This is a genomic window from Polaromonas sp., assembly GCF_012927455.1.
Taxonomy (GTDB): domain Bacteria; phylum Pseudomonadota; class Gammaproteobacteria; order Burkholderiales; family Burkholderiaceae_C; genus Polaromonas.
The window spans coordinates 45261-71016 of sequence record NZ_JABBPE010000005.1; the positions used below are offsets into that span (position 1 = coordinate 45261).

Consider the following 25756-nt stretch of genomic DNA (forward strand, 5'->3'; position numbering starts at 1 on the left):
GCCGTCGACTCAAGGCTTGCCGTACTGCACCTTCATTTCGTCGGACACCAACTGCTGCAGCGCTTCGAAGCTGAAGGTCGGCATGGGTTTTCCATTGACAAAAAACGTTGGGGTTTTGCTGATCTTCAGTGTCGCCAGATCGCCCATATCGCGCCTGAGCGCCTGGTCAATTTTCTCGCTGCCCATGTCTTTGCGCGCTTGCTCGACGTTGACGCCTGCGCCTTGCAACAAGGGCCAGATGTTGTTGATATCGGGGCCGGAATGGGAGGCCCAGCTGGCCTGGCCATTGAAGAGCGCTTCCAGGGCGGGCCAAAAGAGATTCTGCAGACGAGCCGCCTCCAGCGCCTTGACCACCTGGTCAGAGCCGGGGTGCAGGGGCGCGTAGCGGATCACGGATTTGATGCGGCCCGGATTTTCTTTGACGAGGGTTTTGACCAGGGGATAGAAGGTCTTGCAGGTTTCGCAGGCCGGGTCAATAAACTCGACGATGGTGACCTTGGCCGTGGAAGCGCCAAAAACCGGCGCGTCGCTCCTTTCCATCGCCGCGAGGTTGCTTTGCGCTATCAGAGCTTGCTGCTGATTGACTTTCTGGTAATAGGCATTAAGCCCTAGCGTGAAGGCGATGGCGACCACGATCAGGATGGCCACAACGGTGATTTGCTTTTTATTCATGTTTGGAGGAATCAAGTGAAAAGATCAAAAGGATCGTGATCAGCGTGAACGCCAAAAACGACAGCATGGGAAGGTCCAGAAAGCCAAAGAGGTTTAACACCTGCTGCTTGCAGGAGGGGCCCTGGCCGCAAGGCTGAAGATCGGGCGGAATCCAGTCCCAGTACAGCAGCGTGTGGTAGCCGGCAATCAGCTGGCCGACCACCGACAGCAGCGCGCCATAAAGGGGAATATGGTGATCCGACCGCATCAGGGCAAGCCCCAGGATCAGCACCAGCGGGAACATAACAATGCGCTGGTACCAGCACAGAACGCATGGCTGCACGCCCATGACCTCGCCAAGAAAGAGCGCCGACGCAGTAGACAGCAGGGCGACCAGCCATGCGGCCAGCATGAAGTACCAGGCGCGGGACAGGGAAGCTTGATTTTTGGTGGTCATAAATTCGGGGTAACCCAGTCAACCGGGCACGCTTTCACGAAAACCCGTGCGAGCGCGCGGCAGGCGGGAGGCAAACCGGAACGGGCAAAACGCCCGGTCTTACAGTTGACAGTCAAGACGCCAGAACAGCGGTCATTGCCGGATCACATCTGCCCCCTTGGGCGTCTTGAACTGGAAGGTGTCTTTGGCCAAAGTCGGGTTGACTTCGACCTTGCTGAAGCTCAGCAGCGAGCGCTGGCCGAAGCTGTCGAGGATTTCGAGCGCCGCCAGTTCGGGCGCTCCAGGCAATTTGGCAGCTGACTTTTCTGCCGTACGAAAACCCACGCGCACGCTCTGCAGCTGTCCGTCTTTGGCCTTGGGTGTTGCCACCACCCATTGCAAACTGTCCTTGTCGGGCGCGGCTGCCAGCGTGAAATCGGCCTGCAGGGCACGCAGATCGGGCGCAGCGGCGATCAGCGCGGCCGGCGTGGAGCCCAGCGCGCTGACCTGTTTGCGCGCGGTGACCTGGTTCAGGTCCGCGTCGTAGAGCCACAGCGTCTGACCATCGGCGACGATGCTTTGCTCAAAGGGCTTCTTGTAGATGAACTTGAAGCGATTCGGCCGCGAAAACTCGAAGGTGCCGCTGGAGGTTTTGCTGCGCACGCTCTGGCCTTCCTTGGCTGGGGCGGTCACTACCTGGCTGAACTCGGCGCGCCCGCTGCTGACCGATTTAACGAAACTTTCCAGGCTTTCCAGACCATTTGCCCAAGCGCCTTGAGCGCAGGCAGCTATGAAAACAATAGCAAAAATCTTCTTCATGGTTCACTCCGCCCGCGTGGGCACCAGAATTTCGCGCTGGCCGCTGCCACTCATGGCACTGACAAGTCCGGCTTTTTCCATATCTTCGACCAGCCGCGCCGCCCGGTTGTAACCAATCTTGAGGTGGCGCTGCACCAGCGAGATGCTGGCCTTGCGGTTTTTCAGCACCACTTCCACCGCCTGGTCATACATCGGATCTTTCTCGCTGGCGCCATCGTTCATCAAATCGCCCTCCTCGCCATCCACCGTGCCGCCTTCGAGCACGCCGTCGATGTAATTGGGCTGGCCCTGCTGCTTGAGGTAGGCCACGACCCGGTGCACTTCGTCGTCGCTCACAAACGCACCATGCACCCGAATTGGAAAGCCGGTACCACTCGGCATGTAAAGCATGTCGCCCATGCCCAGCAGCGCCTCGGCGCCCATCTGGTCAAGAATGGTGCGGCTGTCGATCTTGCTGCTGACCTGAAACGACAGGCGCGTCGGGATATTGGCCTTGATCAGGCCGGTGATCACATCGACGCTGGGGCGCTGCGTTGCCAGCACCAGGTGAATACCGGCAGCGCGGGCTTTTTGTGCCAGCCGCGCAATCAGCTCTTCAATCTTCTTGCCGACCACCATCATCAGGTCGGCCAGCTCGTCAATCACCACGACGATGTAGGGCAGGCGGTCCAGCGGCTCGGGCTGCTCGGGGGTCAGGCTGAAAGGGTTGTAGAGGAATTCGCCGCGCGCCTTGGCCTCGTCAATCTTGACGTTGTAGCCCGCCAGATTTCGCACGCCCAGCTTGCTCATCAGCTTGTAGCGCTTTTCCATTTCGGCGACACACCAGTTGAGGCCGTAAGCGGCTTGGCGCATGTCGGTCACCACCGGGCATAACAAATGCGGGATGCCTTCGTAGGCACTCATCTCCAGCATCTTCGGGTCGATCAGCAACAGCCTTACATCGCGCGCATCAGCCTTGTAGAGCAGGCTCAGGATCATCGCGTTGATGCCCACCGACTTGCCGGAACCGGTGGTGCCGGCAACCAGGCAGTGCGGCATTTTGGCCAGATCGGCGACCACGGCATTGCCGGCAATGTCCTTGCCCAGACCGATGGTGAGCATCGACTTGGCTTCGTTGTAGACCTGCGAACCCAAAATCTCGCTGAGCTTGATCGACTGCCGCTTGGCGTTGGGCAACTCCAGCGCCATGAAGTTTTTTCCGGGAATCGTTTCAATCACGCGGATCGACACCAGGCTCAGGGCGCGGGCCAAATCCTTGGCCAGGTTAACCACCTGCGAGCCTTTGACACCCGTGGCGGGTTCGATTTCGTAGCGGGTAATGACGGGGCCGGGTGCCGCGGCCACCACCCGTACCTCAACGCCGAAGTCCCGCAGCTTTTTCTCGATCAGCCGCGAGGTCATTTCAAGCGTTTCGGGCGCCACGCTTTCCTGGCGCAACAAGGCACTGTCGAGCAAGGCCACCTGCGGCAGCTTGGAGTCGGGCATCTCGCTGAACAGCGGCTTTTGCCGTTCTTTGACGACACGCGCGCTTTTCGGAATATCGATCAGCGCCGCCTCGATCTGCACCGGCACCGGACGATGCTCTTCAATCACGACGCGCTCGTCGATCAAGGTTTCTTCACGCTGACGCGCGGCCACCTTGCCAAACGCCAGATCCTCGGCAATTTCACGTTTTTCACGACGGGAATCCACCAGGTTGTCGATCCAGGAGCCAATGCGCAAGGCCACATGGGCCCACGAAAAACTGAACACGACCGATACGGCAATCACGCCCAGCGCGATGAAAACCAAGCCAGAACCGGCAAAACCCAGCCACTTGATGCTCGGGCTGCCGATCAGATAACCCAGCACGCCGCCGGCATGGCCGGGCAATCGGACTTCAAAACGGTAAAGCCGCGACCATTCCAGCGCGGCACTGGCCAGCAGCAGCAGAGTCAGACCCAGCCAGAAGCGGATGCGACCGGCGCGCCGGGAAGCCTGATGCGCCCGTGGCTCGCTGCGCAGCCCACGCGCCAGCGATGACAGCCAGACATGGCAGCCCGTTGCCAGCGCCCACCAGGCGGAAAAACCCAGCAAAAAATAACTGGCATCAGCCACCCAGGCGCCCAAACGGCCGCCCCAGTTGTGTGCCGCCTTGAAGGCAGCGCCCGTCGCTTCTGCCGAACCCGAAGTGGACCAGGCGGCGTCCTGCGGCGAATAACTCAGCAGTGCGGCCAGCCAGAAAACAAGACCCAACAGACCCAGAATCAGGCTGACTTCATGGGCAAAGCGGTTGATGCCGGTAGGTGCGCTTCCAGCAAGGGAATTTCTGGAGTTCAGGGTATCGAGTGAGTAAGTCATAGACCTCTCAGAGCTTACCGCAGTTGGCCAAGCACTCCAGCTGCGCCGGCTCAGCAGGCAGCCAGCGGCCGGAATCAGCCCAGTGAATCAACCCAATGTATGCAGGCGCTCTTTCACCAGCAAGGAGCCATCGTCACGGGTTTCGATAAAGCCGCGCTCCTCCAGGTCTTTCATCACCCGGCTGACCATCTCACGAGAGGCGCCGACCATCTTGGCCAGATCCTGGCGCGACACCTTGTCGCGAATCACGGTGTTGCCGGCGCTATCCTCGGCGGCCGACTCCAGCAGCGCACGCGCCACCCGGCCATACACATCCATCAGTGCCAACGACTCGATTTTTCGGTCTGCATGGCGCAGCCGCTGCACCAACCCCTTGAGCACCGCGTAAGTCATCGAACTGTCCTCGGGCAGGCAACTGGCAAACTCCTGCCGGCCAAGTACCAGAATGTCGGTCTGAATCTCCGCGCTCACGGTAGCCGAATGCGGTTCATCGTCAATCAGGCTCATCTCGCCGACGTAGTCCCCAGGATGCATGGTGGCCAAAATAACTTCGCGCCCGCGCGAGTCAGTGGTCACGACCCGGGCACGCCCCGTCAGAATGATGGACAGGGCATTTGATTTTTTACCCTGCTCAACAATAGCCTCGCCGCGCTTGAAACGCCGTTTGACCACCGCGTCGGCCACGGACGTAGCCTGACTGGCCGTCAGCATGGAAAAAAGCGGTACCCGGCGAATCAATTCCAGGTTGGACACCATCGTCGTCATATCAACAGTCTCCAAATCTCACGATCGACCGCAGTCGCGTGAGTTCTTACAATGTCATCAGCTTGCAAAGCATAAGTCGCTGCAGTTTTTACTCTAAGCGACCCGAGCGCCTCGACTCTACATGAGTTCTAACAATTGCCCAATCAGTCTTCACCATGAAACACTCCAAAGTTCTCATCCTCGGCTCCGGTCCTGCAGGCTACACCGCTGCGGTGTATGCAGCGCGTGCCAATCTCAACCCGGTATTAATCACCGGTATCGCGCAAGGTGGCCAACTCATGACCACCACGGATGTTGACAACTGGCCGGCTGACGTGGATGGCGTGCAGGGGCCTGATTTGATGCAGCGCTTTCTGGCGCATGCAGAGCGTTTCAAGACCGAGATCATTTTTGACCATATCAACAAGGTCGATTTCAGCCAACGCCCGTTCACGCTCACCGGTGACAACGCGAGCTACACCTGCGACACCCTGATCATCGCCACCGGCGCGTCCGCCCAGTACCTGGGATTGGAATCGGAAACGGCATTCATGGGCCGTGGGGTTTCCGGCTGCGCTACCTGCGACGGCTTCTTTTACCGCCAGCAGGAAGTCTGCGTCGTTGGTGGCGGCAACACAGCTGTGGAGGAAGCCCTGTACCTGTCCAATATCGCCAGCAAAGTGACGCTGGTGCACCGCCGTGACACCTTCAAAGCTGAAGCCATCCTGGTCGACAAATTGCATGAAAAAGTTGCTGCGGGCAAGATCGAGTTGCAGTTGCACCACACGCTCGACGAGGTTCTGGGCGACGCATCGGGCGTGACCGGGGTTCGTTTGCGAAGCACGCAAAACAACAGCACGCGGGACCTCACGCTCAAAGGCTGTTTTATCGCCATTGGCCACAAGCCCAATACCGAAATTTTTGCCGGTCAGCTGGAGATGAAAAACGGCTACATCATCACCAAGACCGGTCTGCAGGGCCTGGCCACCATGACCAGCGTACCCGGCGTGTTTGCCGCCGGCGACGTACAGGACAGCATCTATCGGCAGGCCGTCACGAGCGCGGGAACCGGCTGCATGGCGGCGCTCGATGCCCAGCGATTTCTGGAACAAAGCGTCTGATTCAGGGGGAGCGCAAGCACTCCTTTGATTGTTCGCAAACGAGCCTGCTTTCAACAAGTCTAATTTCGGGCTATAATTAGCGGCTTAGCTGAGAATTTGTAAGGGCCGTACAGCATGTACCCTTGCCATGACCAGCATCCGATTTTTCTAATTTTTTATACGGAGAGTGCTCATGGCACGCGTCTGTCAGGTAACGGGCAAAGGCCCGATGGTTGGGAATAAAGTTTCTCATGCCAACAACAAAACCAAGCGTCGGTTCATGCCTAATCTGCAATACCGCCGCATTTGGGTCGAGAGCGAAAACCGCTGGGTGCGCCTGCGCATTACCACGGCTGGACTGCGCTTGATTGATAAAAACGGCATCGATGCTGTCCTAGTGGACCTGCGTGCCCGCGGTGAAGTTTAAGGAGAACTACCATGGCTAAAGGCGCACGCGAAAAAATCAAGCTGGAATCAACGGCTGGTACCGGTCATTTCTACACGACCACCAAGAACAAGAAAACCACGCCGGACAAAATGCTGATCATGAAATTTGATCCTAAAGTTCGCAAGCACGTGGAATACAAGGAAATCAAGCTGAAGTAATTCAGCGTTATGTCTGCAACGCTCGGCGTTGCCAAAAAAGCCCGCTGGTTTTCAGCGGGCTTTTTTATTGTGCGCCCAGCATCGCCCACTTACTGGTGTGTAACTTCTTCCACAAGCTGGTCACATTAAACAAGGCAAAGCGAAGCGGAGTGCGACTGCAAGAGAACGACCGATAAAGTGCGCAGGCTGCTGAATATCGACGGACCACACCCATTTTTTGTAACAAAACCTGATGTGTTTTGCCGCATGTATCTAATGTAAAAAGTATTTAGATTTTGTTCCAAGTACGACCGGTACTGGATGTAGTTGAGTACGATAAGAATACATAAATGGTCTGAAAAATTATTTTCTTAAAGCTAGTTTGTGTGGTCCGGGTGATGTTGTTTACTACAAGATCGATTGCGCTTGGTCAAGCGGGCTTGGATAGCGATTCACGGATGAGTCAAGGCAAGACGGGCAATCACCCGCAGGCTTAGTGCTTGGTATTTCGGGACTTAAATGTCCGCTGAAAGGTCCACCATGGTGAACTCGATCCAGGCTCGTTGCCCAATCCGTATAGCGATGCGCTTCTTTGGCCTTGGTGCCGTGCACTTGGCATTTGCCATATTGCTCGGATTGAACGCATGGCTTCACAGCCCACCGCTGCAGGCGCAGACGCGAGTCGGCTACGTCGCTATTGAATACGCCAGGCTTGACAATCCCGGCGCCACAACAGTGATCCGAAGCATGAATTCCACCAATGAGGTGGCAGGCGGATTCCGTACCAACCGTGGCAAAGCATCATCAGCGTTAATCTTACTGGCCAATAATGGCTTTGAGGATGTTGCCGGCGAGCAAGGCGGCGGCAACAGCGTTGCCTACGGCATTAACGATCAAGGCGAGATCGCCGGCGCTTACAACACCAGCATTGCCCAGCGACCCTTCCGCGCAGTGCGCAGGGTTGGGTTTCAGGAACTCTCGCTGCCCGCAGGCAGCAATGGCGGCATAGCTTTTGCGATTAATGAAATAGGCGAGGCCGCTGGATATGTTAGCGGGACGGCCGGCATCCGGCCGGTATGGTGGACCCGGCGTGGTGAGGTCCAATTGCTGCAAAGCCTTGGAAACCTGACCACCCAGGCGCTCGACCTGAACGACAGGGGAGATATTGTGGGCGTGTCTGGGAAAGAACCAAAGGCAGCTGTGCTCTGGCAAAGAAAGGGCGGCATTGTGCACTTGGGCACTCTGCCTGGTTTTACCCACAGCGAGGCCGTCACCATCAGTGAAAACGGAACCATCGCTGGCGTGGCAACTGGCGTCGGTGAATTCCCGAACCGTTCCCGGGCAGTACTTTGGCAGCCGGGCGGGCGGGCTATCCAAGACCTTGGCGCACTTCCTGGCGGTACTGACAGTCGCGCGCGCGATATCAACAACCGAGGTGAGGTGGTGGGCATATCAACCAGCCCAGAGGGAAGTCGCGCTTTTATCTGGACCGCATCAAGCGGCATGCGCGACCTAAATGCACTGGTTTCCGTTCCGGGGTTGGTGATGACCGATGCGCTAAGCGTCAATAGACGAGGAGACATTCTCGTCATGGGCCATGACGCGGGTACAGATGCTCATGGAACAGCCGATAAGCATGAAGACCACCATGCAGCACGGCGCATCTTTGTCTTGCATCCACTGCCATGAGCCTCATCATGAAAAATCAAGCAGTTTTTTTTGACCAGATGCTGTTCCGGGTTGCATTTGCGCTGTGCGCGCTTGCAGCATCGACATTGATCTCGGCCCAGACGCCACAGGCCATAGGAACATGGGCAAACGGGCCCAATTTACCTTTCTTCCCCGTACATGTTCACCTGCTGCAAAATTCGACTGTCATGGTATGGCCGGGCGACGGGGTAAGCGGCGATAACCCCCAAGTCTGGAATCCCGTGTCGGGTAGCGTGACGCCACTGAGCCAGTTAGGTTTCAACCCATTTTGCAGCGGGCATACGTTCCTTCCGGACGGACGGCTGTTCGTCGCCGGAGGCCACGCAGAAACCGCGGTTGGACTGCGAGATGCCAGCATCTTTAATCCTGTTGATAACAGTTGGGCGCGGCAACCACCGATGAACCTTGGGAGATGGTATCCCACGGTTACAGGGCTGCCAAACGGTGACGTTTTGGTCATCTCCGGCTCGGTGGACTTGCCTATCGGTACCAATCCTTTGCCGCAGGTATGGCAATCAGCGACCGGAACGTGGCGCGACCTTACTTCGGCTCAACTTGCGCTTTCCATGTACCCAAACATGTTTCTTGCCCCGAATGGATTGGTTTTTCAAGCTGGACCGGAGGTTTTCACCCGGTATCTCAATACGGCTGGTACGGGTGCATGGACAGGCGTTGGCGACAGAACATTTAATGGCGTGCGTGATTACGCCGGCGCTGTAATGTACGAACCAGGCAAAATTTTGTTCGCCGGCGGGGGCGATCCGCCTACCAATACCGCTGAAGTCATCGATTTGAATGCGAGCAGTCCGACATGGCGCGCTGTTACTTCGATGAGCGTGGCCCGTCGATCAATGAACGCGACCATGCTGCCTGATGGAAAAGTGTTGGCTACCGGAGGCACCAGTGGACCAGGATTTAACAACGAGAGCACGCCGGTATTTGCTGCGGAGTTGTGGGACCCTGTCACAGAAACTTGGAGCACCATGGCGGCCGGTACTGTCCCCCGGCTCTACCACTCTGCAGCCGTGTTGCTGCCCGACGCTCGCGTATTGGTAACTGGAGGCAACGGTTACACGCAGTCCGAAATTTTCTCGCCGCCTTATCTCTTTGCCGGTGCCCGACCTTCCATTACGTCAGCCCCTGCGATCGCAGGCAAAGGGCAGAGCATTTTTATCGGAACCCCCGACGCAACAGGCATTACGGGCATCACCTGGATTGCCCTTCCTTCGGTGACGCATACGAACAATATGCACCAAGGTTTCTTTCGCTCCACAAGCATCGCTCAGGTTGCCGGCGGCATCAGCACCGCCGCGCCGGACGACCCCACCGTTTCGCCGGGGTTTTACATGCTCTTCCTTTTAAAGAATGGCGTGCCGTCCGAGGCCAAGATAATTCAGCTAGGCAGCAGCGTCGCCGTCCCCGCACCCGCGCAGGCATGCAGCTTTCCCAACTGGGTGGCTGGCAGGCAATATGCGGCCGGCAGCATCGTGACCTACTCGGACGGCAAGCTGTACCGCGCCAAATTCGCCAACCCAGGCTACATCCCGACCGTCAGTACCTACTTCTGGGAGGCTTACGTCTGCACGATCACTCCGGCTCCGGCTCCGGCTCCGGCTCCGACTCCCACTCCCACTCCAACTCCAACTCCAACGCCGACCCCGACTCCGGCACCCACCTGCATTTATCCGAGCTGGGTGGCTGGCAGGCAATATGCGGCCGGCAGCATCGTGACCTACTCGGACGGCAAGCTGTACCGCGCCAAATTCGCCAACCCAGGCTACATCCCGACGGTCAGCACCTACTTTTGGGAGGTTTACGTCTGCACGGCCACTCCTACTCCGACTCCGACTCCAACGCCGACCCCGAGTCCGACCCCGACTCCGGCACCCACCTGCATTTATCCGAGCTGGGTGGCTGGCAGGCAATATGCGGCCGGCAGCATCGTGACCTATACCGACGGCAATCTTTACAGGGCCAAGTTCGCCAACCCGGGCTACATCCCGACGGTCAGCACCTACTTTTGGGCTAGGTACACCTGTTAGCAGACGCTGCGCGACGCGGCACTCCGGCTGCGCGGATTCCCGTCCAAGAACTGCCGCGATGAAACAAAGGGCTTTTCGAGGCTTTCCGCGGCCACGGATCAAGCCTGTTTCAGGGACCACATCAGGATGAGGCGAGATGCAAATTCTTCCCAGCCATCTCAGCACGCAACTCCAGCGCGGCTTTAACAACATCGACACGCTGCACGGTGACGAGGCCCTGCTGGTGCAGCAACCGACCGATCTAGTCCGGACAACCGCGCGGTTGCAAAACTACACCGAGCGCGCCGTGCATGTTGCTTAGCGCTCGCATGTCGACTGGAGCGAAGTGGAGAACGGCGGCCCCGGGAATTTAGAAAGCCTAGCTGCGCGCAGCGCGTAGCTTCATCGAGAACTCGCGCAGCGCAGCAATGCCGCTTTCTTCGGCACGGTGGCACCAGGCTTGCAGCTCGCACGCCAGTTGCTCACGCGAGGCCGAGGTAGTCAGCCACATCTGGCGCAACTCTTCACGCATGGTGACCATCTTGTCGAGCACCGGATGCTCGGCCCTGGCCTGGGCCAGTTGCGACTTCGCCGCTGCCGGAACTTTGTCATCGTCACGATGCAGCCAGCGACTGGCAACCCGCATCACCGAGATGTCGGCCTTGCGGGCTTTCAAGAGTGCGATCTCGGCTTTGCCGGCGCGCCGCAGCTCGCGCGCAAACCCAGCCATCACCTCATAACGGTGCGCAATTAGCGCTTCCAGCGTTTTTTCGTCAGCCACTGGCTGGATGGCGCCCAGCTGAAGCTTGGGTGGTACCTTCTTCACGGTCGCCAAGCCCACTTTTTCCATGGCGCGAATATAGACCCAGCCGATGTCAAATTCGTAGGGTTTGACCGAAAATTTGGCCGAGGTCGGATAGGTGTGGTGGTTGTTGTGCAGTTCTTCGCCGCCAATCATGATGCCCCAGGGCGAAATATTGGTGCTGGCGTCGGGTGCTTCAAAATTGCGATAGCCCCAGTAGTGACCTATGCCATTGATGATGCCGGCGGCCGTCACTGGAATCCACGCCATTTGCACAGCCCAGACGGCCAGGCCAGCCGCACCAAACAAGGCCAGATTCAGAATCAACATCAGCCCGACGCCCTGCCAGCTGAAACGCGTGTACAGATTGCGCTCCAGCCAGTCACTGGGCGTGCCATGGCCAAACTTGAGCATGGTTTCCTGATTTTTGGTTTCGGCACGGTACAGCTCGGCGCCTTTCCAAAATACGGTTTCAATACCGCGCGTCTGCGGGCTGTGCGGGTCTTCAGCGGTTTCACACTTGGCGTGGTGTTTGCGGTGCACTGACACCCACTCCTTGGTGACCTGGCCGGTACCCAGCCAAAGCCAGAAGCGGAAGAAATGCGAGGGAATCGCGTGCAAGTCCATGGCGCGGTGCGCCTGATGGCGGTGCAGGTAAATCGTCACGCTAGCAATCGTGATGTGCGTTGTCACCAGCGCATACAAGACGATTTGCCACCAGCTGGCAGCCAACAATCCATGAGCCAGCCAGTCGATGGCGGCATCAAAAACGATCATACAGTTCCTTTAAAACTTTCCAAACACCGCTCAGGCTCAAGGATCTGCCACTGCAAACTCCAGAGACCCAGGAAAATAGCAGAAACTTTTAGGCGGCTAGGGCACTAACGAAAAAACCCCTTGCGGCAACATGTCCGAGCGCCCGGCAAAAGCCAGACCAGGCAAAAAACAAAAACAAAAACAACTTTCGCCTGGATGCCGTCATCTGTCGCCAAAAATTCATTCTTTTTGCCAAACGGCAGCAAAAAATCCATCCGTCTGGTGCAGATAGGGCCAAAGCCTGAGGTAAGGGCCGCTGCACAGCGTTTCGGCATGCTCCACTCCTAAATGGGTCAATAAGGGCCCTGTTTCAAGTAGCTTGAATTCTTTATTAGCGGCGCTGAAGGCTTCGGCAATCGCCTCGTTTTCATCGCGCAAGATGCTGCAAGTGGCGTACACCAGCCGTCCGCCTGGCTTCAGAAGACGCGCAGCGCTCTGCAAAATGGCCGTCTGCTTGGCCGTCAGTTCTTCGATCGCCTTCGGGCTCTGTCGCCATTTCAGGTCGGGGTTGCGCCTGAGCGTGCCCAGACCCGAGCAGGGTGCATCCACCAGCACGCGGTCTATCTTGCCAGCCAGCCGCTTGATGCGCTCATCGCGTTCATGCGCAATGGCGACCGGATGGACATTGGACAAGCCGCTGCGCGCCAGCCGCGGCTTGAGTGCATCAAGCCGATGCCCCGAGGTGTCAAACGCATACAACCGCCCGGTATTGCGCATGGAGGCGCCCAGGCCCAGCGTCTTGCCACCGGCGCCCGCGCAAAAGTCAACCACCATCTCGCCGCGCTTGGCATCGACCAGCAGCGTCAGCAACTGCGAGCCCTCGTCTTGCACCTCGATGGCGCCGCGCGTGAACGCATCGAGCTTGCCCAGCTGCGGCTTGCCGACCATCCGCAAGCCCCACGGCGAGTATGGCGTTGCTACCGTTTTAATAGCAAACTTGGAAAGCTCCTTCTGCACATCTGCCCTTTTGTCCTTCAAGGTATTGACGCGCAAATCGAGCCCGGCCGGGGCATTGAGGCTTTCAACCAACGGCCAGAAGTCAGCGCCCAGCTGCGCCTTGAGTGGCTCCACCAGCCACTGCGGCAGGTTGTGGCGATGCAGCTCCATCAGATCGGCCGGCTTGACCTGATCGCAACGCGACAGCCAGTCTTGCTCCTGATCGGTCAGCGCGCCCAGCAGAAAATCGCGCTCTGCGGCAAAACCCAGAATCGCCAGACGCCGCTCTGGCGGGCCGCTGCCATGCTGGGCCAGGTAGGTGTACAGCGATTTTTTGCGCAGCACGCCGTAAATCGTCTCGGCCACGGTGGCGCGCTCGCGCGGGCCTAGACGGAGCTCGCGGAAATAGCGCGACACCACCATGTCGGCGGGAAAATCAAATTTAAGAACCTGCTTGAGTAGCTCGGTACAACAGTCGAGTAAGGCGTTAGGATGCATAGCACCTATTGTCCCACTGCTGCCCTACTCCCTCTTCTTCTTCAGCATTGATTCAGCATTGATTGACCATGTCACATGCCCTGCCCCCGCTGATCGACACCCCGCCCGGTCTGTACCGCCATTACAAAGGCAGGCTGTATGCCGTGGTGGGCACGGTGCGCCACAGCGAAAGCCTTGAAGCCATGACGCTATACCGCGCGTTGTATGGCGACCAGGGTCTGTGGGTGCGGCCCACCGCCATGTTCAATGCAGACGTGCTGGTCGACGGTGTAGCCCAGCCGCGCTTCGCCTTGCAACCCGATTAAGCGCATCAAAGAGGCTTCCCCTGCCAGCCAGGGCCGCGGAACCGGCTTTGTCGGGCCGCAGGCGCAGCGACCCCCTCGGGGGGCAGGAAGCTACACGAAGTGAGCGACCGTGGGGGCCATGCAACCTCACCGATAATCATGGGTTATGTCTGAAAACACCGAAATCGCCAAGCAGGTCAAGCGCCGCCGCACGTTTGCCATCATTTCCCACCCCGACGCCGGCAAGACCACGCTGACTGAAAAGCTGCTGCTGTTCTCGGGCGCGATTCAGATTGCCGGCAGCGTGAAGGCGCGCAAGGCGGCGCGCCACGCCACGTCTGACTGGATGGAGATTGAAAAGCAGCGCGGTATTTCAGTGGCCAGCTCGGTCATGCAGATGGAATACCGCGACTGCGTGATCAACCTGCTCGACACCCCCGGCCACCAGGATTTCTCGGAAGACACCTACCGCGTGCTGACGGCGGTGGACGCCGCGCTGATGGTGATTGACGCGGCCAACGGCGTCGAGCCGCAGACGCGCCGGCTGCTGCAGGTCTGCCGCGCCAGAGGCACGCCCATCCTGACCTTTGTCAACAAGATGGACCGCGAGGTGCAGGATCCGATGAGCCTGATGGACGCTATCGAGCAAGAGCTCGGCATGACCGTTGTGCCCTTCACCTGGCCGGTCGGCATGGGCAAGCTGTTTCACGGCGTTTATGACAGGCGCGAAAAGCGCATGCGCGTCTTCAGCCCCGGCGAAGACAAGGCCGGCGGCGACGATGAAATTCTGGCCGGCCTGGACAACCTTGAGGCCGGCAAACGCTTTGGCGCCGAATTCACCCAGGCGCAGGGCGAACTCGAACTGCTTAACGGCGCCTCGCCCGAGTTTGACCGCGCCGCCTTCCTCGGCGGCAAGCAAACGCCGATGTTCTTCGGCTCGGCCATCAACAACTTCGGCGTGCAGGAAGTGCTGGACGCGCTAGTCGATCTGGCCCCACCGCCGGCAGAACGTGAAGCCATTCAGCGCGTGGTGCACCCTGAAGAAAGGAAATTCTCGGGCGTGGTGTTCAAGATCCAGGCCAATATGGACCCGGCGCACCGCGACCGCATTGCATTTTTGCGCGTCGCCAGTGGCGAGTTCACGCGCGGCATGCGGCTTAAGGTGGTGCGCAGCGGCAAAGAGCTCCGGCCCAACACCGTGGTCAGCTTCATGAGCCAGCGCCGCGAGTTGCTCGACACCGCCTTTGCCGGCGACATCATAGGTATTCCGAATCACGGCGTTCTGCAGCTTGGTGACACGCTGACCGAAGGCGAAGCGCTGCAGTTCACCGGCCTGCCCTTTTTTGCGCCGGAAATGTTCCGCGCCGTCGAAGTGGCCGATCCGCTGCGCAGCAAACAATTGCGCGCCGGGTTGACGCAGCTCGGCGAAGAAGGCGCGATCCAGGTGTTCCGCCCGATTGCCGGTTCGTTGCTGCTGCTGGGCGCCGTCGGCCAGCTGCAGTTTGAGGTAGTGGCGCACCGGCTCGAGCATGAATACGGCGTCAAGGCCCGCATCTTGGGCAGCAACTTCAACCTGGCGCGCTGGGTCACCTGCGACGACCCCAACGAGCTAAAAAAATTCATGGACGCCAACGCCCACCGCGTGGCCCTAGATGCCGTCGATGCACCGACGCTGCTGGTCGACCACAGCGCCACCCTGCGCGCCGTCGAGCAGCAATGGCCCAAGATCAGGTTCCATGCGCTGCGCGAGCACGCTGGGCTGGTATTTCAGTCAAAAATGTAGCCTTTCAAGGCTTTTTAGGCCTGTAGCCCAATATCCACGGGCGCAAGAAGCTATCATTTTTATAGCATATTTTCGTTCGTAAACGATCCGTCGGCTGTACTTCGTGCAGCCCTTGGTGGGGTGCTGCGGTCCGGTCGCCCGCCAAGGGCACGGGCAAAGCTATTGCGGTTGTGCAGGCTGCGTCTGGCGCGGAACAAGGCCGCGCGCGGCAGGCAGCACGGGTAGGAAAAGGACTACCGCAACTGACGGCCCAGTCTGCTGTTCGCGTGTTGCCTGGTTCCTATGCTAATTAGACCTATCAAAAAAGGAGCATCCATGCGTACCACCAGCTTGTTGCCAACGGCTATCGCCTTGCAAGACATGCAAGAGGGGATGTCTGGAATGCCGCGTCCTTTTATGCCCACAGATTGGGCGCCGCCGCATCGATTACCAGCCGGCGCGCGAGGCGCGCTATTCACCACCGCAATCGCAGCCGCCGGTGCGCTGCTGGCGGCATGCGGTAATGGTGGTTCTTCCGGTTCTTCCGACAACTCGGCAGCCGAACAAGCCGCCCTCGTTGCGCAAGGTAAAGATATTTTCCGCTTCGATACCTTTGGCGACGAGACCCAGTGGACCGATAAGCTGCGCCTGCATGAAACCATCAGCGCCAAGGTCGATCCGACAACCGCTCTTTCGGTTGGCCTGAAGGTCGATGCCGAGGTGTTGCCGCCGGCCGTGGTGCAGGGAATCCAAAATAAATCGATCAGCCTGACCGACCCCGCCACAACCGTCGCCCTGATCAAACTTAATGCCGTGGTCGGCATCAAAGGCACGGTCGAGACGGTCAACGGCAAAGACACGCTGACGCGGGTCGGCGTGACCTGCGCCCTGTGCCATTCGACCGTCGATAACTCGTTTAGCGCCGGCATCGGCAAGCGGCTCGACGGCTGGCCCAACCGCGATCTGAACCCTGGCGCCATCATCGGTCTGTCGCCAGCGCTGAGCGCCGCGCAAAAGGCGGTCTACAACTCCTGGGGCGCTGGCAAGTACGACCCCCGCTTCAATCAGGACGGCATAAATGGCCCACAGGTCATCCCGCCGGCCTATGGGCTGCAGGGCATCAACAAGATCATCTCGACTGGCGACGGCGACAACCTGGCCTACTGGAACCGCTACGTGGGCGTGACCCAAATGGGCGGCCACGGATCGTTTTCCGATCCGCGCATCGGTGTCAAGGGTGTCAACGTCACCAACGGAACCGATGACCTGATCACCGCGAAGTTGCCAGCCTTGCAGGCCTATCAGCTTTCGATTGCAGCACCACCTCCACCAGCTGGCAGCTTCGATGCCTCTGCGGCTGCGCGCGGCAAGCTGGTCTTCAACACTGCCGGCACCTGTGCGACCTGCCACACCGGCGACAAGTTCACGGATGCAAATACGCGGCTGCATCCGCCCACAGACGCCGTCAGCGAGCCGGAGCCGAACGGCGCGCCCAGCTACGCCTCACGCAGTGCAACCAAGCAGTACCGGACCGCGCCGCTGGCAGGGCTGTGGCAGCACGCGCCTTATTTCCACAACGGAACGGCGCCGACACTGGAGGCGGTGGTGCAAACCTACAACACGAAGCGGGCGCTGGGTCTGACGCCTGCTCAGGCTGCTGATCTGGTCCAGTACCTGAAATCCTTGTAAATTGGCTATCGGTTAGCGTCAGCACAGGCGTAGTTTCGCTCCAAAACCAAGCCCGAAAGCAACATCTGATTAGCGGGGAGTAATCGAGAGCCGCCACACAGCTCCAACATTACAAGCTCGATATGTCGTCACTGCGTGGCCAGGGGCCGCGCGATGCCCTATTCCATGAAGAAACTGACCTTGCCGTCGTCCAGATCGTAGCGGGCGCCAACCACGCGTAGCTTGCCGGCCGCAATGGGTTCAATCATCGAAGGCTCGGTCGAGCGCAGCCGCAGCACGGTACGGCGAACGTTCTCGTGCACGGCCGCGTCCAACAGTGCATCGCCTTTGAGTCCGCCCTGCGCCCGGGCTTTCAATACGGCCGGGATGATGGGCTCGACCATCTGGCCGATGCTTCCTGGAAAGACCGTATTTTTTTCCACCACCGAGACCGCCGCTTCCACGGCGCCGCAGCGCTCGTGACCCAACACCAGAATCAGCGGCACGCCCAGTACCTGCACCGCATATTGGATGCTGCCCATAGCCACCGTATCTATGGTGTTGCCGGCATTACGCACGATGAACAATTCGCCAAGCCCGGTGTCGAAAAGCAATTCTGGCGACACGCGGCTGTCAGAGCAGCCCACCAGCACCGCAAAAGGCACCTGGCCGCGCGCAATTTCCAGGCGGCGGTTATGGTCGCGGGTGGATTTGAGGGACGGCTTGTCGGCCAGAAAGTCCGCATGACCTTTCTTGAGTTTCTCAAGCGCCTGCACTGGCGTGAGCTCGGTCTTTTTCCCCTCCGCCGCGTTTGCAGGAAGCAGGCTCAGGCTCCCCGCCAGACCCAAGGCGCCGTAGCCAAGACGGAAGAATGATCTGCGTGAAGCTTCAATGGGATACATGCTAAATACTCCAAGTTAGTTTGGAATTTACTTTAGCCTTTAAGTCAAAAAGCCTCTTTTTACCCTTGCTTTCAACAAAATTAAAGGTGTAACCGTAGCCATATCGGGTGTATTAGTGCTGCAGCCCAATAACTGCGGGCGCAAGCAGCTATTATTTTTATAGCAGATTCCGGTCTGTCCACGCCAAACCGCATGCCCGGAGGTCAAGGCGCAATCTGCAGCTGCCCCGGCTCCAACAGAACCAACCGGGCGAAACGCCCTTCTTTTCGGCTGCCGTCGTCGCTGACGATGACGATGCGAGGCACGCCATCAATAACCGCCGGGCACACTCCTTCTGCGCGCTCAAATCCAGCCAAACCGGCAACCGTGACGCGCCGCGCCAGCGCATCGGGCTGACCGCTCCAAAACCAAAGCCCGAACGCAACATTTCCGCGCGATGCGGGGCCGCTGACGATGAGGTAGCCATCAAGCGAAGCCACGTAGGCCATGCCGCGAATCCCGTGCCCATCCAGGTACAGCGTCTGCAGCGTGTTTGACACCTGTGGCGTCGCTTCGGCTTCAAACACTGCCGACAGATTTTCCACGCTGGCGATGAGGGCGAGGCTGCCCTGCAGGGGACTGCGAAAGCCGATCAGCAATCGCTCCCCTTCCGGGCTGATCTCCAGCGCCTCGATGTTGAGGCCGCCGGCAGACTTGACATCGGCAATCAACGCAGCCGCGGCAAGTAGCGGATGCGCCGCAACCAGCGCGGGCTTGAGCCCGCCCACCACGACGGGCGCAACCACGCGCTCGCCCTCGATGCGAAAGCGCACCAGCTTTTCACGCGACTTCTTCTCGTTCCCGTCGTCGTCGCGCGAATGCGAAGTGACCGCGTACAGATAGCCCAAGCCGTCAAGCGCAAGCCCTTCCAGGTCGTCGAGCTTCCAGACGGGATTGCCGGACTGAAACCATCCCGGGTTGAGCGGCGTACTTTTGACATCCCCACTCGCGCTAATGGAGACCAGGCTGAAGGAATGCTGCTTTTCATCTTCGACCACCAGGAAACGCCCGTCCGCAAGCTGCTGGATGGCGGACGGCTCATAAAGGCCGGTGAGGGGTAGAAAGGCGGGAATGGTGTTGAGCTTCTTCATGGCGATGATGGTGGCTTGCGGTTCGCTTACCCTGTCCAGCGACCTGTTAAGAAACTGCAGTTACCGTGCGTCCGTGACTTCATGAAACCGGCATGCGCCAGCGCCGTTTTTCAATGGGAATGAGATCATGCTGCGCCCGCAACGCTGCGGGGAAGCTGGACGGTAAATACGGTGCCTAACTCCGCACTGGATTCGGCCTTGATCGTTCCCTCATGTCCAAACGTAAGTTCACGCGCGATGAACAAACCCAGCCCTGCACTGTTGGAAAAATGGCCTGTTGGTTTGTCCCCGATGGAAAGCTGTACCAGAGGATCGAAAATTGCCTGAAGCGACTCCGGTGGAATAACCGGACCGGCGTTGCAGACCTGGACGCTGACGTGGTCCGCATGGCCTTGAAGCACCAGGCGGACCACATGACTTTGGTAACCATATTGCGCCGCGTTGTTGAGCAGGTTTGAAAACACCTGCTGCAGTCGGGCGCCGTCAAACTTTCCATGCAGCTCGCCCGAACTTTCCAGCGCAAACTGGATTTCAGGATGAGCCGTTTTGGCTTCTTCGATGGCCGCCTGGCCGACATCCAGCAGGTCAACCGGCTGCCGATTGACCCGAATGACACCGCCCAACTGGCCCCTGCCGTATTCCAGAAGGTCATTGACCATCGATGACATCAGCGCCGCGCTGGTCAGAATTCGCGTGCCGGCTTGCTCCACAGCGTCTGCGGTCACCCCCGTTTTCTGCAGGACTTTTGCAGAAAGCCGGATACCCATCAACGGGCTTCTGAGGTCGTGGCCAAGAATGGCCAGAAAGGTATCGCGCGCCCGGGTGTTTTGCTTGGAATACGTAGCCACAGATTCGGCCAGCGCCTGGTCGATCGCCTCATTGAAGCGCACCATGTCGCGGGCAATCTGTTCTGTCAATGCCGGAATTTTTGGCAGCCACAAACGCAACACCATGGCTCTCAGCGCACGAAATTCCGCAGCCAGTTCCGTCAGTGTGAAGCCACTGTAATGGCGGTCGGTTCCATGCGCAGACGCGGCACTCAGCGCGTCGCTGCTTTTTACCTCCTCTCCTTTGGACTTGTCCGCCTGCTGTTGAGCGCTTTGCGCTGTCTCCATATCCTTGCTAAGTTCCATCAGAATCTCGTACGCATGATCGCGCAGCTCGCGCGCCGAGACATGGGCGCTCTGCGGAAATAGCGTCAGGGCAAACTGGTCCCATTCCTCAAGAATTTCCTTGATATGGGCTTGGATAAAGTGCGAAAGTTTCATAGCAACTCCGGTTACGGTGAACCCTGAAACCAGGTCAAGAGTCGTTCATTTTGAACCAATCTGTCGGTGCGATGGTGCACATGCAAAAGACCGGGCGACGATGACAGTCAAATTGACCGCTCGCCGGGAGTGACTTTAAGCCCTGCTTTGGACGAAGAAATCTTCCCGTATCCAGCTTGCGCAAGTGGGGTAGCTGCAATTTCCGCGGATCGCCGATGGCTGGTCGATAAGCGCAAGAGTTAAAAAGGTGGGGATGTGGTGTGCTGGTGAGCGACGATGCCTTGCCGCCGCGGGTTAATGCAGAATATGCGCCATGAATTGCCTGCGCCTGAACTATTTAGCAGCGCTCGTGGTCGCGGGCCTTTTGCCCAATCACGCCGTATTCGCAGCGCCGCTCTTGCGTTGCGGTGTGACGTATGCCGGCAGCACTCACGCTATTGAAACCGGCCCCGTGGCCGACCCTTATCCTGTTGCATCAGCCGATATCGGCGGGCGCTTTCGTTTTAAGGCGGTCATGGTGGGGAACGATGCACACGTGGATTACATCAAGCTGTATGCCTACCTCAATACCCACCGCCAGCCGCTGCTGATTCAGGAGGTCAGCTTCCTGCCGCCCTTTAAAGCCACTGCTACGCCCTATCTGCTGACCGGCGAGCAGCGTCTTTATGCGGGACCGGTTGAGCGCGAATTGATTTACAGCTGCACGCTGGAAGGAATTCAGCCATGAAATCGGGTTTACATCATCTGCTGTGCGCGCTTTGTCTGGTTTGGTGCCCGCTGGGTTTTTCCGCTGAGGTATCGACCCCTGTCAGCCTGGTCTTCGCTGGAGATATCGTGCTTGACGATGCTGCGGGCGAAATGATTCGCCGTGGGGAGGATCCCTTTGCCGACTTTGCTTCTTTTTTCCAGGGCGCGGACATCCGTATTGGCAATCTGGAATGCGTCGTCGCCACCACCGGCTCAGCGGGCGACAAGAACTTTACCTTCCGTGCGCATCCCCGCACACTGCCCATTTTGAAGCGCCACTTTGACGCGATGGCGCTGGCCAACAACCATTCCGGGGATTTCGGCCGCCAAGCCTTTGCAGAAATGTTAGGTCTGTTGAAACAATCGGATATTGGCCAATTTGGCGGCGGTCATGATCTGTCAGGAGCCCACACGCCGCTCATCATCGAACGAAAAGGAATGCGTATTGCATTGCTGGGCTACAGCGAATTCATGCCCCGAAGTTTCGAAGCAGATTACAACGCGCCCGGCATCGCCTGGAGTGAAGATGAGCAGGTTGTGGCCGACATCAAAAAAGCGCGCGCAGTTTATAAAGCTGATCTGGTCATCCCCGTCATGCACTGGGGGTGGGAGAACGAACCGACATCGAACGCCCGCCAGCGCCAGCTAGCCCGGACCATGATTGACGCAGGCGCCGATGCAGTGATTGGCGGACACCCGCATGTCACGCAGGAGATTGAACACTACCAAGGTAAACCAATCATCTACAGCGTGGGAAATTTCGTGATGAAGGAAACCGACAACGCGAATCAGCGCATCGGCTGGGTATTGCGCCTGCAACTGGACAAACAAGGCGTGCGCAGTTTTGATACCCGGGTTGCGCAGATCAACGTTGATGGCATCCCGCAACTCGGCCGCAATATTGCCAGCCCATGCTGGAACAGGGGGCAAAGTGGCGTGAGGCAGTGCTGGAATTCGGACTAATATTTTTCTAGGTTCTTCATCAATTTAAACAACAAAAAATTACCTGACAGGCCGCCCACGCTCAACGAGGTGGTGCACCTGGTTGCCAGGCTGGGCGGCTTTCTTGCGCGAACGGGCAATGGCGAGCCGGGCGTCAAAACCATCTGGCTGGGTATGCAGCGCATCCTTGATTTTGCCGCTGGCAACAAGTTCTCACGGGAACTGCAGGCTCAGGGGACTTGTGTATGACGAAATGGGTTACCACCGCGTTGAAAGCAATGCTCGCCTCCAAACAACATTTTCCACATCAAAGCAACCGGTGGTCCAATCGATTCGGGCGTTGACAGCTATTTAATTGACAGCATGCAAAGTGTGCAGCTTCAGGCAGCGCTCAAGAAACTAGCCCCATCGCGTGCATGTAGGCCGGCTGCACCATCAGCTCGTCCCAGCCGGGCGCCCTCCCCTGCGGCAGCAGCGCCAACCGGCGCAACTCGCTGGCTTCCAACGCCTCCCACTGACCTTTGAGCAGGGCTTCGGCCATGCCATCGAGCAACTCATCGATCGGCTTGCCTTCTCCCACCGACTGGTTGCACAGCAGCACCATGTCGCAGCCGGCGTTGAGCGCGACGACGGCGGCCTGGCTGTAGCTGACCTGCTTGCCGTCAATCAGGCGGGCGCCAGCCATGCTCAGGTCGTCGCTGAAAATCGCACCGCCAAAACCGAGCTGGCTGCGCAAAATGAAATTCAGCCATTGGCTGGAAAAACCGGCGGGCCGGGCATCCACCTTGGGGTAAATCACATGCGCCGGCATCACGCTGGTGAGTGTGGTGTTGAGCCATTGGTAGGGCGCTGCATCATCTAGCAAGATCGCTTTGAGACTGCGCTTGTCCACCGGAATGTCGGTGTGGGAGTCGGCTTTGACAAAACCGTGACCGGGGAAATGCTTGCCGCAATTGGCCATACCGCTTTGCAGCAGGCCGTGCATCAGGCTTTTGGCCAGCAGCGTGACAACGCGCGGGTCGCGTCCAAAGGCGCGGTCACCAATGACGCTGCTTTCGCCATAGTCCAGGTCCAGCACCGGCGTGAAGCTGAGGTCCACGCCGCAGGCTCGCAACTCGGCGCCGAGCACGTAGCCGCACGCGGTGGCGGCGTTGGTGGCGGCGAGCTGGTCCTTGATCCAGTTTTGGCCCAGCGCGCGCATGGGCGGCAGCTGGGTAAAGCCATCGCTGCGAAAGCGCTGCACGCGCCCGCCTTCATGGTCGACGCAAATCAGCAGATCTTTGCGCACGCTTTTGATTTCGGCGCAGAGCGTGCCGAGCTGCTGGCGGTCTTGCCAGTTGCGGCCGAACAAAATGATGCCGCCGGTCAGCGGGTGCTTGAGGCGGGTGCGTTCGGCCTTGCTGAGCGACAGGCCGGCGACGTCGATGATGAGAGGGGCGTGCTGAGCATGTTGGGACAAGGGGGAGGTCATGGCTTACCAGAATTACCTGAGTTGGGAGAATGTTCGACCACCACAAAGCTGGCGGCGTAATCGGTTTCATCGCTCACGCTGACATGGGCGGTAAGCTGGCGCGCCTCAAACCAGTTCTTCAACGCGCCGTGCAGCACGATTTGCGGTTTGCCGCTGACGGCGTTGGAAATCTCGCAGTGGCGCCAGCGCATGGGCAGGTGCATGCCGGTGCCTATGGCCTTGCTGAAGGCTTCTTTGGCGGAAAAGCGCGTGGCCAGGAAGCTGACGCCGCGGTCTGGCCAACGCGCGCTGCGGGCTTTCCAGGTGTTCAGTTCAGCATCGCTGAGGATTCTTTGCGCAAAACGCTCGCCGTGGCGTTCGAAGGTGGCGCGAATGCGCCGTACATCGCAAATGTCGGTGCCTATGCCAAAAATCATCAGGCAGCAGAGCCCTGCACAGCCGCGGGAGTGGGGGAAGCCGGGACGAGCGCCTCGTCGATGCAGCGCAGGTAGTCTTTCACCGTCGCCGCATAGCCCAGCTCCAACGCGTCGGCAATCAGGGCGTGGCCAATTGACACTTCAAGCACGCCCGGCACCGCACGCAGAAATTCGGTGAGGTTTTCACGGTTCAGGTCGTGGCCCGCATTTACTCCTAAATTGATAGCTGCCGCCGCCCGTGCTGCCTCGACAAACCGGCTTAAAGCCTTGTTTTTCTGGGCAGGAGTCGCGGCCCGGGCGTAGCTCTCGGTGTAAAACTCCACGCGGTCGGCGCCTATGGCTTTGGCGGCTGCCATGGCTTCGGGCACCGGGTCCATAAACAGACTGACTCGCACGCCGCGCGCGTGCGCCTGCTCGATCAGCGGCTGCAGACGTTCGGCGTCGTCGGGAAACGTCCAGCCATGGTCGCTGGTGAACTGCTCGGCGCTGTCGGGCACAAAGGTGCACTGGTGAAGCGGCAGGCCTCTGGCAGACAGGTCACGCACAAAGTGCATCAGGTTTTGCAAGGGATTGCCTTCAATATTGAATTCGCAGTGCGGCCACTCCTTCATCAGCGCCGAAATTTCATACACGTCCTCGGGGCGAATATGCCGCTCGTCGGGCCGCGGATGCACCGTGATGCCCTGGGCGCCGGCCTGCAGACACAACTCGGCGGCGCGCGACACGCTCGGCAGGTCGACGTGCCGTGTGTTGCGCAGCAAGGCGACCTTGTTGATGTTGACCGACAAAGTCGTTTTGGGCGTGCCGCGTGCAGCGCTTGGCGGGGCGGGCGGGGTGAGCTGGGGTTTGGAGCGGGAAAGAAGGGGCATGGCGGTGTCGACTGTTAAAGGGCTTGCAGGTCCATCATCATTTGCCGGGTTTTCAGCACCTTGACGCCGCAATGGTAGTGCAGCAAGGCGCGCAGCTGAATTTTAAGTTCATTGAGGCCGGGGATACAGGCCTGCAGCGTGTCCGAAAACACCGCCTCATGCCCCAGCGCCTGCTGCAGGGCTTGCCATTGTTCGCCGGGCAGGCCACTGCGGTCGTCGGCGTGGGCTTGGCGCAGGCCGGCTTCCGCCACCAGCACGTAGCGGGTGTGGGCGTGCAGAGGGGCCAGCGTCGCCGTTTCAAGGTCCAGCAGGGGAAGCAGGCCAATGTCGCGCAGCAAACGCAACTCAAAGGCGCGCAAGGCCAGCTGCAGCGTGTCCACGCTCTGGCTGGCAAGCAGCTGAACCGTGGCCGTGTAGGCGTCAAACAAGGCCGGGTGCGGGTCATCGCGGGCCAGCAGGCGCATCAGCAGTTCGTTGAGGTAATAGCCCGAAAGCAGCGCATCCCCGGTGGGCATGACATGGCCGCCTTGCCACTCGGCACTTTTTAAGGTGCGGATTTCAGCATCACCGCCAAAAGCCAGGTGCAAGGGCTGCAGCGGCAGCAAAATCGGCCGGAAGCTGGAACTCGGTTTCTTGGCCCCGCGCGCCACCAGCGCCAGGCGCCCGTACTGCCGGGTGAACACCTCCAGAATCAGACTGGACTCGCTCCAGTCGTAGCGGTGCAGCACATAAGCCGGCTCATCGGAAATAGGCTTGGTCGCCACAGTGAAGGCGTCAGACAGAAAGTCGGCAGCTCATCGCCACGGGACCAAAAAAATACAAGCCAGGGCCGCGGAACC

General features: G+C 59.0%; 25 protein-coding genes and 1 pseudogene. 12 read left to right on the forward strand and 14 right to left on the reverse strand.

The window, feature by feature from the left end:
* Window positions 1-9 precede the first annotated feature (9 nt).
* The 5 genes from HHJ18_RS06190 to HHJ18_RS06210 form a co-directional block, all read right to left on the reverse strand.
* The gene (locus tag HHJ18_RS06190) at window positions 10-672 is read right to left on the reverse strand and encodes a thioredoxin domain-containing protein (RefSeq protein WP_296912764.1); all 663 of its coding nucleotides are present in this window, start codon (window positions 670-672) and stop codon (window positions 10-12) included.
* Window positions 665-1108, reverse strand: a complete 444-nt coding sequence (locus HHJ18_RS06195) for a disulfide bond formation protein B (protein WP_296912767.1) — start codon at window positions 1106-1108, stop codon at window positions 665-667. The genes HHJ18_RS06190 and HHJ18_RS06195 overlap by 8 nt, the downstream gene beginning before the upstream one ends.
* A 132-nt stretch (window positions 1109-1240) precedes the next feature.
* Window positions 1241-1906 (reverse strand): outer membrane lipoprotein chaperone LolA, encoded by a 666-nt coding sequence (gene lolA, locus HHJ18_RS06200; protein WP_296912770.1) that lies wholly within the window; start codon window positions 1904-1906, stop codon window positions 1241-1243.
* A 3-nt stretch (window positions 1907-1909) separates the two neighbouring features.
* Complete coding sequence (locus HHJ18_RS06205; RefSeq protein ID WP_296912773.1) at window positions 1910-4246, reverse strand: DNA translocase FtsK; 2337 nt, start codon at window positions 4244-4246, stop codon at window positions 1910-1912.
* 87 nt (window positions 4247-4333) lie between these two features.
* Window positions 4334-5011, reverse strand: a complete 678-nt coding sequence (locus HHJ18_RS06210) for a Crp/Fnr family transcriptional regulator (RefSeq protein WP_296912776.1) — start codon at window positions 5009-5011, stop codon at window positions 4334-4336.
* Between the two features lie 155 nt (window positions 5012-5166).
* Here HHJ18_RS06210 and trxB point away from each other — a divergent pair, with 155 nt between their 5' ends.
* From trxB to HHJ18_RS06240, 6 genes are all read left to right on the forward strand, one after another.
* Complete coding sequence (trxB, locus tag HHJ18_RS06215) at window positions 5167-6111, forward strand: thioredoxin-disulfide reductase (RefSeq protein ID WP_296912779.1); 945 nt, start codon at window positions 5167-5169, stop codon at window positions 6109-6111.
* A 172-nt stretch (window positions 6112-6283) separates the two neighbouring features.
* Window positions 6284-6517, forward strand: a complete 234-nt coding sequence (gene rpmB / locus HHJ18_RS06220) for a 50S ribosomal protein L28 (protein WP_296912782.1) — start codon at window positions 6284-6286, stop codon at window positions 6515-6517.
* 11 nt (window positions 6518-6528) lie between these two features.
* Entirely contained in the window at window positions 6529-6696 is a 168-nt protein-coding gene (rpmG, locus tag HHJ18_RS06225; protein ID WP_168921250.1) for a 50S ribosomal protein L33, read from the forward strand.
* 519 nt (window positions 6697-7215) lie between these two features.
* Window positions 7216-8364 (forward strand): hypothetical protein, encoded by a 1149-nt coding sequence (locus HHJ18_RS06230; RefSeq protein WP_296912784.1) that lies wholly within the window; start codon window positions 7216-7218, stop codon window positions 8362-8364.
* Entirely contained in the window at window positions 8361-10427 is a 2067-nt protein-coding gene (locus HHJ18_RS06235; protein WP_296912787.1) for a galactose oxidase-like domain-containing protein, read from the forward strand. The genes HHJ18_RS06230 and HHJ18_RS06235 overlap by 4 nt, the downstream gene beginning before the upstream one ends.
* A gap of 136 nt (window positions 10428-10563) precedes the next feature.
* On the forward strand, window positions 10564-10728 hold the full coding sequence (locus HHJ18_RS06240; protein ID WP_296912789.1) for a hypothetical protein: 165 nt from the start codon (window positions 10564-10566) through the stop codon (window positions 10726-10728).
* 57 nt (window positions 10729-10785) lie between these two features.
* Here HHJ18_RS06240 and HHJ18_RS06245 read toward each other — a convergent pair whose 3' ends face one another.
* Together HHJ18_RS06245 and HHJ18_RS06250 are read right to left on the reverse strand one after the other, a co-directional pair.
* On the reverse strand, window positions 10786-11985 hold the full coding sequence (locus HHJ18_RS06245; RefSeq protein ID WP_296912791.1) for a fatty acid desaturase: 1200 nt from the start codon (window positions 11983-11985) through the stop codon (window positions 10786-10788).
* 219 nt (window positions 11986-12204) lie between these two features.
* Window positions 12205-13458: an RsmB/NOP family class I SAM-dependent RNA methyltransferase gene (locus HHJ18_RS06250; RefSeq protein ID WP_296912793.1), complete on the reverse strand. Its 1254-nt coding sequence runs from the start codon at window positions 13456-13458 to the stop codon at window positions 12205-12207.
* 68 nt (window positions 13459-13526) lie between these two features.
* Between HHJ18_RS06250 and HHJ18_RS06255 the strand changes: the two genes are divergently transcribed.
* From HHJ18_RS06255 to HHJ18_RS06265, 3 genes are all read left to right on the forward strand, one after another.
* Entirely contained in the window at window positions 13527-13763 is a 237-nt protein-coding gene (locus HHJ18_RS06255) for a DUF1653 domain-containing protein (RefSeq protein ID WP_296912796.1), read from the forward strand.
* 145 nt (window positions 13764-13908) lie between these two features.
* Window positions 13909-15525: a peptide chain release factor 3 gene (locus HHJ18_RS06260; RefSeq protein ID WP_296912799.1), complete on the forward strand. Its 1617-nt coding sequence runs from the start codon at window positions 13909-13911 to the stop codon at window positions 15523-15525.
* Window positions 15526-15840: 315 nt separating this feature from the next.
* A complete protein-coding gene (locus tag HHJ18_RS06265) occupies window positions 15841-17193 on the forward strand; it encodes a c-type cytochrome (RefSeq protein ID WP_296912801.1) in 1353 nt (450 codons plus the stop codon).
* A 158-nt stretch (window positions 17194-17351) separates the two neighbouring features.
* Here HHJ18_RS06265 and HHJ18_RS06270 read toward each other — a convergent pair whose 3' ends face one another.
* From HHJ18_RS06270 to HHJ18_RS06280, 3 genes are all read right to left on the reverse strand, one after another.
* On the reverse strand, window positions 17352-18074 hold the full coding sequence (locus HHJ18_RS06270) for a carbonic anhydrase (RefSeq protein WP_296912813.1): 723 nt from the start codon (window positions 18072-18074) through the stop codon (window positions 17352-17354).
* A gap of 203 nt (window positions 18075-18277) precedes the next feature.
* Complete coding sequence (locus HHJ18_RS06275) at window positions 18278-19204, reverse strand: DUF3616 domain-containing protein (protein ID WP_296912815.1); 927 nt, start codon at window positions 19202-19204, stop codon at window positions 18278-18280.
* 125 nt (window positions 19205-19329) lie between these two features.
* The gene (locus tag HHJ18_RS06280; RefSeq protein WP_296912817.1) at window positions 19330-20472 is read right to left on the reverse strand and encodes a sensor histidine kinase; all 1143 of its coding nucleotides are present in this window, start codon (window positions 20470-20472) and stop codon (window positions 19330-19332) included.
* A gap of 313 nt (window positions 20473-20785) precedes the next feature.
* Here HHJ18_RS06280 and HHJ18_RS06285 point away from each other — a divergent pair, with 313 nt between their 5' ends.
* From HHJ18_RS06285 to HHJ18_RS06295, 3 genes and pseudogenes are all read left to right on the forward strand, one after another.
* Window positions 20786-21199 (forward strand): hypothetical protein, encoded by a 414-nt coding sequence (locus HHJ18_RS06285; protein WP_296912818.1) that lies wholly within the window; start codon window positions 20786-20788, stop codon window positions 21197-21199.
* Window positions 21196-22182 (forward strand): CapA family protein, encoded by a 987-nt coding sequence (locus HHJ18_RS06290; protein ID WP_296912820.1) that lies wholly within the window; start codon window positions 21196-21198, stop codon window positions 22180-22182. Before HHJ18_RS06285 ends, HHJ18_RS06290 begins: the two co-directional genes overlap by 4 nt.
* 33 nt (window positions 22183-22215) lie before the next feature.
* Window positions 22216-22410: pseudogene (locus HHJ18_RS06295) on the forward strand (IS4 family transposase); the annotation flags it as partial.
* Between the two features lie 142 nt (window positions 22411-22552).
* Here HHJ18_RS06295 and nagZ read toward each other — a convergent pair.
* From nagZ to recO, 4 genes are read right to left on the reverse strand one after another with little or no spacing between them, the layout of a single operon-like run.
* Window positions 22553-23632 (reverse strand): beta-N-acetylhexosaminidase, encoded by a 1080-nt coding sequence (gene nagZ / locus HHJ18_RS06300; RefSeq protein WP_296912822.1) that lies wholly within the window; start codon window positions 23630-23632, stop codon window positions 22553-22555.
* Window positions 23629-24048: a holo-ACP synthase gene (gene acpS / locus HHJ18_RS06305; RefSeq protein ID WP_296912824.1), complete on the reverse strand. Its 420-nt coding sequence runs from the start codon at window positions 24046-24048 to the stop codon at window positions 23629-23631. Before acpS ends, nagZ begins: the two co-directional genes overlap by 4 nt.
* Window positions 24048-24917: a pyridoxine 5'-phosphate synthase gene (locus HHJ18_RS06310; RefSeq protein ID WP_296912826.1), complete on the reverse strand. Its 870-nt coding sequence runs from the start codon at window positions 24915-24917 to the stop codon at window positions 24048-24050. The genes acpS and HHJ18_RS06310 overlap by 1 nt, the downstream gene beginning before the upstream one ends.
* Window positions 24918-24931: 14 nt before the next feature.
* A complete protein-coding gene (recO, locus tag HHJ18_RS06315; RefSeq protein WP_296912828.1) occupies window positions 24932-25681 on the reverse strand; it encodes a DNA repair protein RecO in 750 nt (249 codons plus the stop codon).
* Between the last annotated feature and the right edge of the window lie 75 nt (window positions 25682-25756).

What these genes read in the sequence shown, in the direction of transcription:
- HHJ18_RS06280 (WP_296912817.1), bottom strand. Translation starts at nt 20,472, where the DNA reads ATGAAACTTTCGCACTTTATCCAAGCCCATATCAAGGAAATTCTTGAG.
- HHJ18_RS06250 (WP_296912793.1), bottom strand. Translation starts at nt 13,458, where the DNA reads ATGCATCCTAACGCCTTACTCGACTGTTGTACCGAGCTACTCAAGCAG.
- HHJ18_RS06265 (WP_296912801.1), top strand. Translation starts at nt 15,841, where the DNA reads ATGCGTACCACCAGCTTGTTGCCAACGGCTATCGCCTTGCAAGACATG.
- HHJ18_RS06290 (WP_296912820.1), top strand. Translation starts at nt 21,196, where the DNA reads ATGAAATCGGGTTTACATCATCTGCTGTGCGCGCTTTGTCTGGTTTGG.
- rpmG (WP_168921250.1), top strand. Translation starts at nt 6,529, where the DNA reads ATGGCTAAAGGCGCACGCGAAAAAATCAAGCTGGAATCAACGGCTGGT.
- lolA (WP_296912770.1), bottom strand. Translation starts at nt 1,906, where the DNA reads ATGAAGAAGATTTTTGCTATTGTTTTCATAGCTGCCTGCGCTCAAGGC.
- trxB (WP_296912779.1), top strand. Translation starts at nt 5,167, where the DNA reads ATGAAACACTCCAAAGTTCTCATCCTCGGCTCCGGTCCTGCAGGCTAC.
- HHJ18_RS06260 (WP_296912799.1), top strand. Translation starts at nt 13,909, where the DNA reads ATGTCTGAAAACACCGAAATCGCCAAGCAGGTCAAGCGCCGCCGCACG.
- HHJ18_RS06285 (WP_296912818.1), top strand. Translation starts at nt 20,786, where the DNA reads ATGAATTGCCTGCGCCTGAACTATTTAGCAGCGCTCGTGGTCGCGGGC.
- HHJ18_RS06310 (WP_296912826.1), bottom strand. Translation starts at nt 24,917, where the DNA reads ATGCCCCTTCTTTCCCGCTCCAAACCCCAGCTCACCCCGCCCGCCCCG.
- HHJ18_RS06255 (WP_296912796.1), top strand. Translation starts at nt 13,527, where the DNA reads ATGTCACATGCCCTGCCCCCGCTGATCGACACCCCGCCCGGTCTGTAC.
- HHJ18_RS06235 (WP_296912787.1), top strand. Translation starts at nt 8,361, where the DNA reads ATGAGCCTCATCATGAAAAATCAAGCAGTTTTTTTTGACCAGATGCTG.
- HHJ18_RS06275 (WP_296912815.1), bottom strand. Translation starts at nt 19,204, where the DNA reads ATGAAGAAGCTCAACACCATTCCCGCCTTTCTACCCCTCACCGGCCTT.
- HHJ18_RS06270 (WP_296912813.1), bottom strand. Translation starts at nt 18,074, where the DNA reads ATGTATCCCATTGAAGCTTCACGCAGATCATTCTTCCGTCTTGGCTAC.
- HHJ18_RS06230 (WP_296912784.1), top strand. Translation starts at nt 7,216, where the DNA reads ATGGTGAACTCGATCCAGGCTCGTTGCCCAATCCGTATAGCGATGCGC.
- HHJ18_RS06190 (WP_296912764.1), bottom strand. Translation starts at nt 672, where the DNA reads ATGAATAAAAAGCAAATCACCGTTGTGGCCATCCTGATCGTGGTCGCC.
- HHJ18_RS06245 (WP_296912791.1), bottom strand. Translation starts at nt 11,985, where the DNA reads ATGATCGTTTTTGATGCCGCCATCGACTGGCTGGCTCATGGATTGTTG.
- HHJ18_RS06240 (WP_296912789.1), top strand. Translation starts at nt 10,564, where the DNA reads ATGCAAATTCTTCCCAGCCATCTCAGCACGCAACTCCAGCGCGGCTTT.
- acpS (WP_296912824.1), bottom strand. Translation starts at nt 24,048, where the DNA reads ATGATTTTTGGCATAGGCACCGACATTTGCGATGTACGGCGCATTCGC.
- HHJ18_RS06205 (WP_296912773.1), bottom strand. Translation starts at nt 4,246, where the DNA reads ATGACTTACTCACTCGATACCCTGAACTCCAGAAATTCCCTTGCTGGA.
- nagZ (WP_296912822.1), bottom strand. Translation starts at nt 23,632, where the DNA reads ATGACCTCCCCCTTGTCCCAACATGCTCAGCACGCCCCTCTCATCATC.
- HHJ18_RS06210 (WP_296912776.1), bottom strand. Translation starts at nt 5,011, where the DNA reads ATGACGACGATGGTGTCCAACCTGGAATTGATTCGCCGGGTACCGCTT.
- rpmB (WP_296912782.1), top strand. Translation starts at nt 6,284, where the DNA reads ATGGCACGCGTCTGTCAGGTAACGGGCAAAGGCCCGATGGTTGGGAAT.
- HHJ18_RS06195 (WP_296912767.1), bottom strand. Translation starts at nt 1,108, where the DNA reads ATGACCACCAAAAATCAAGCTTCCCTGTCCCGCGCCTGGTACTTCATG.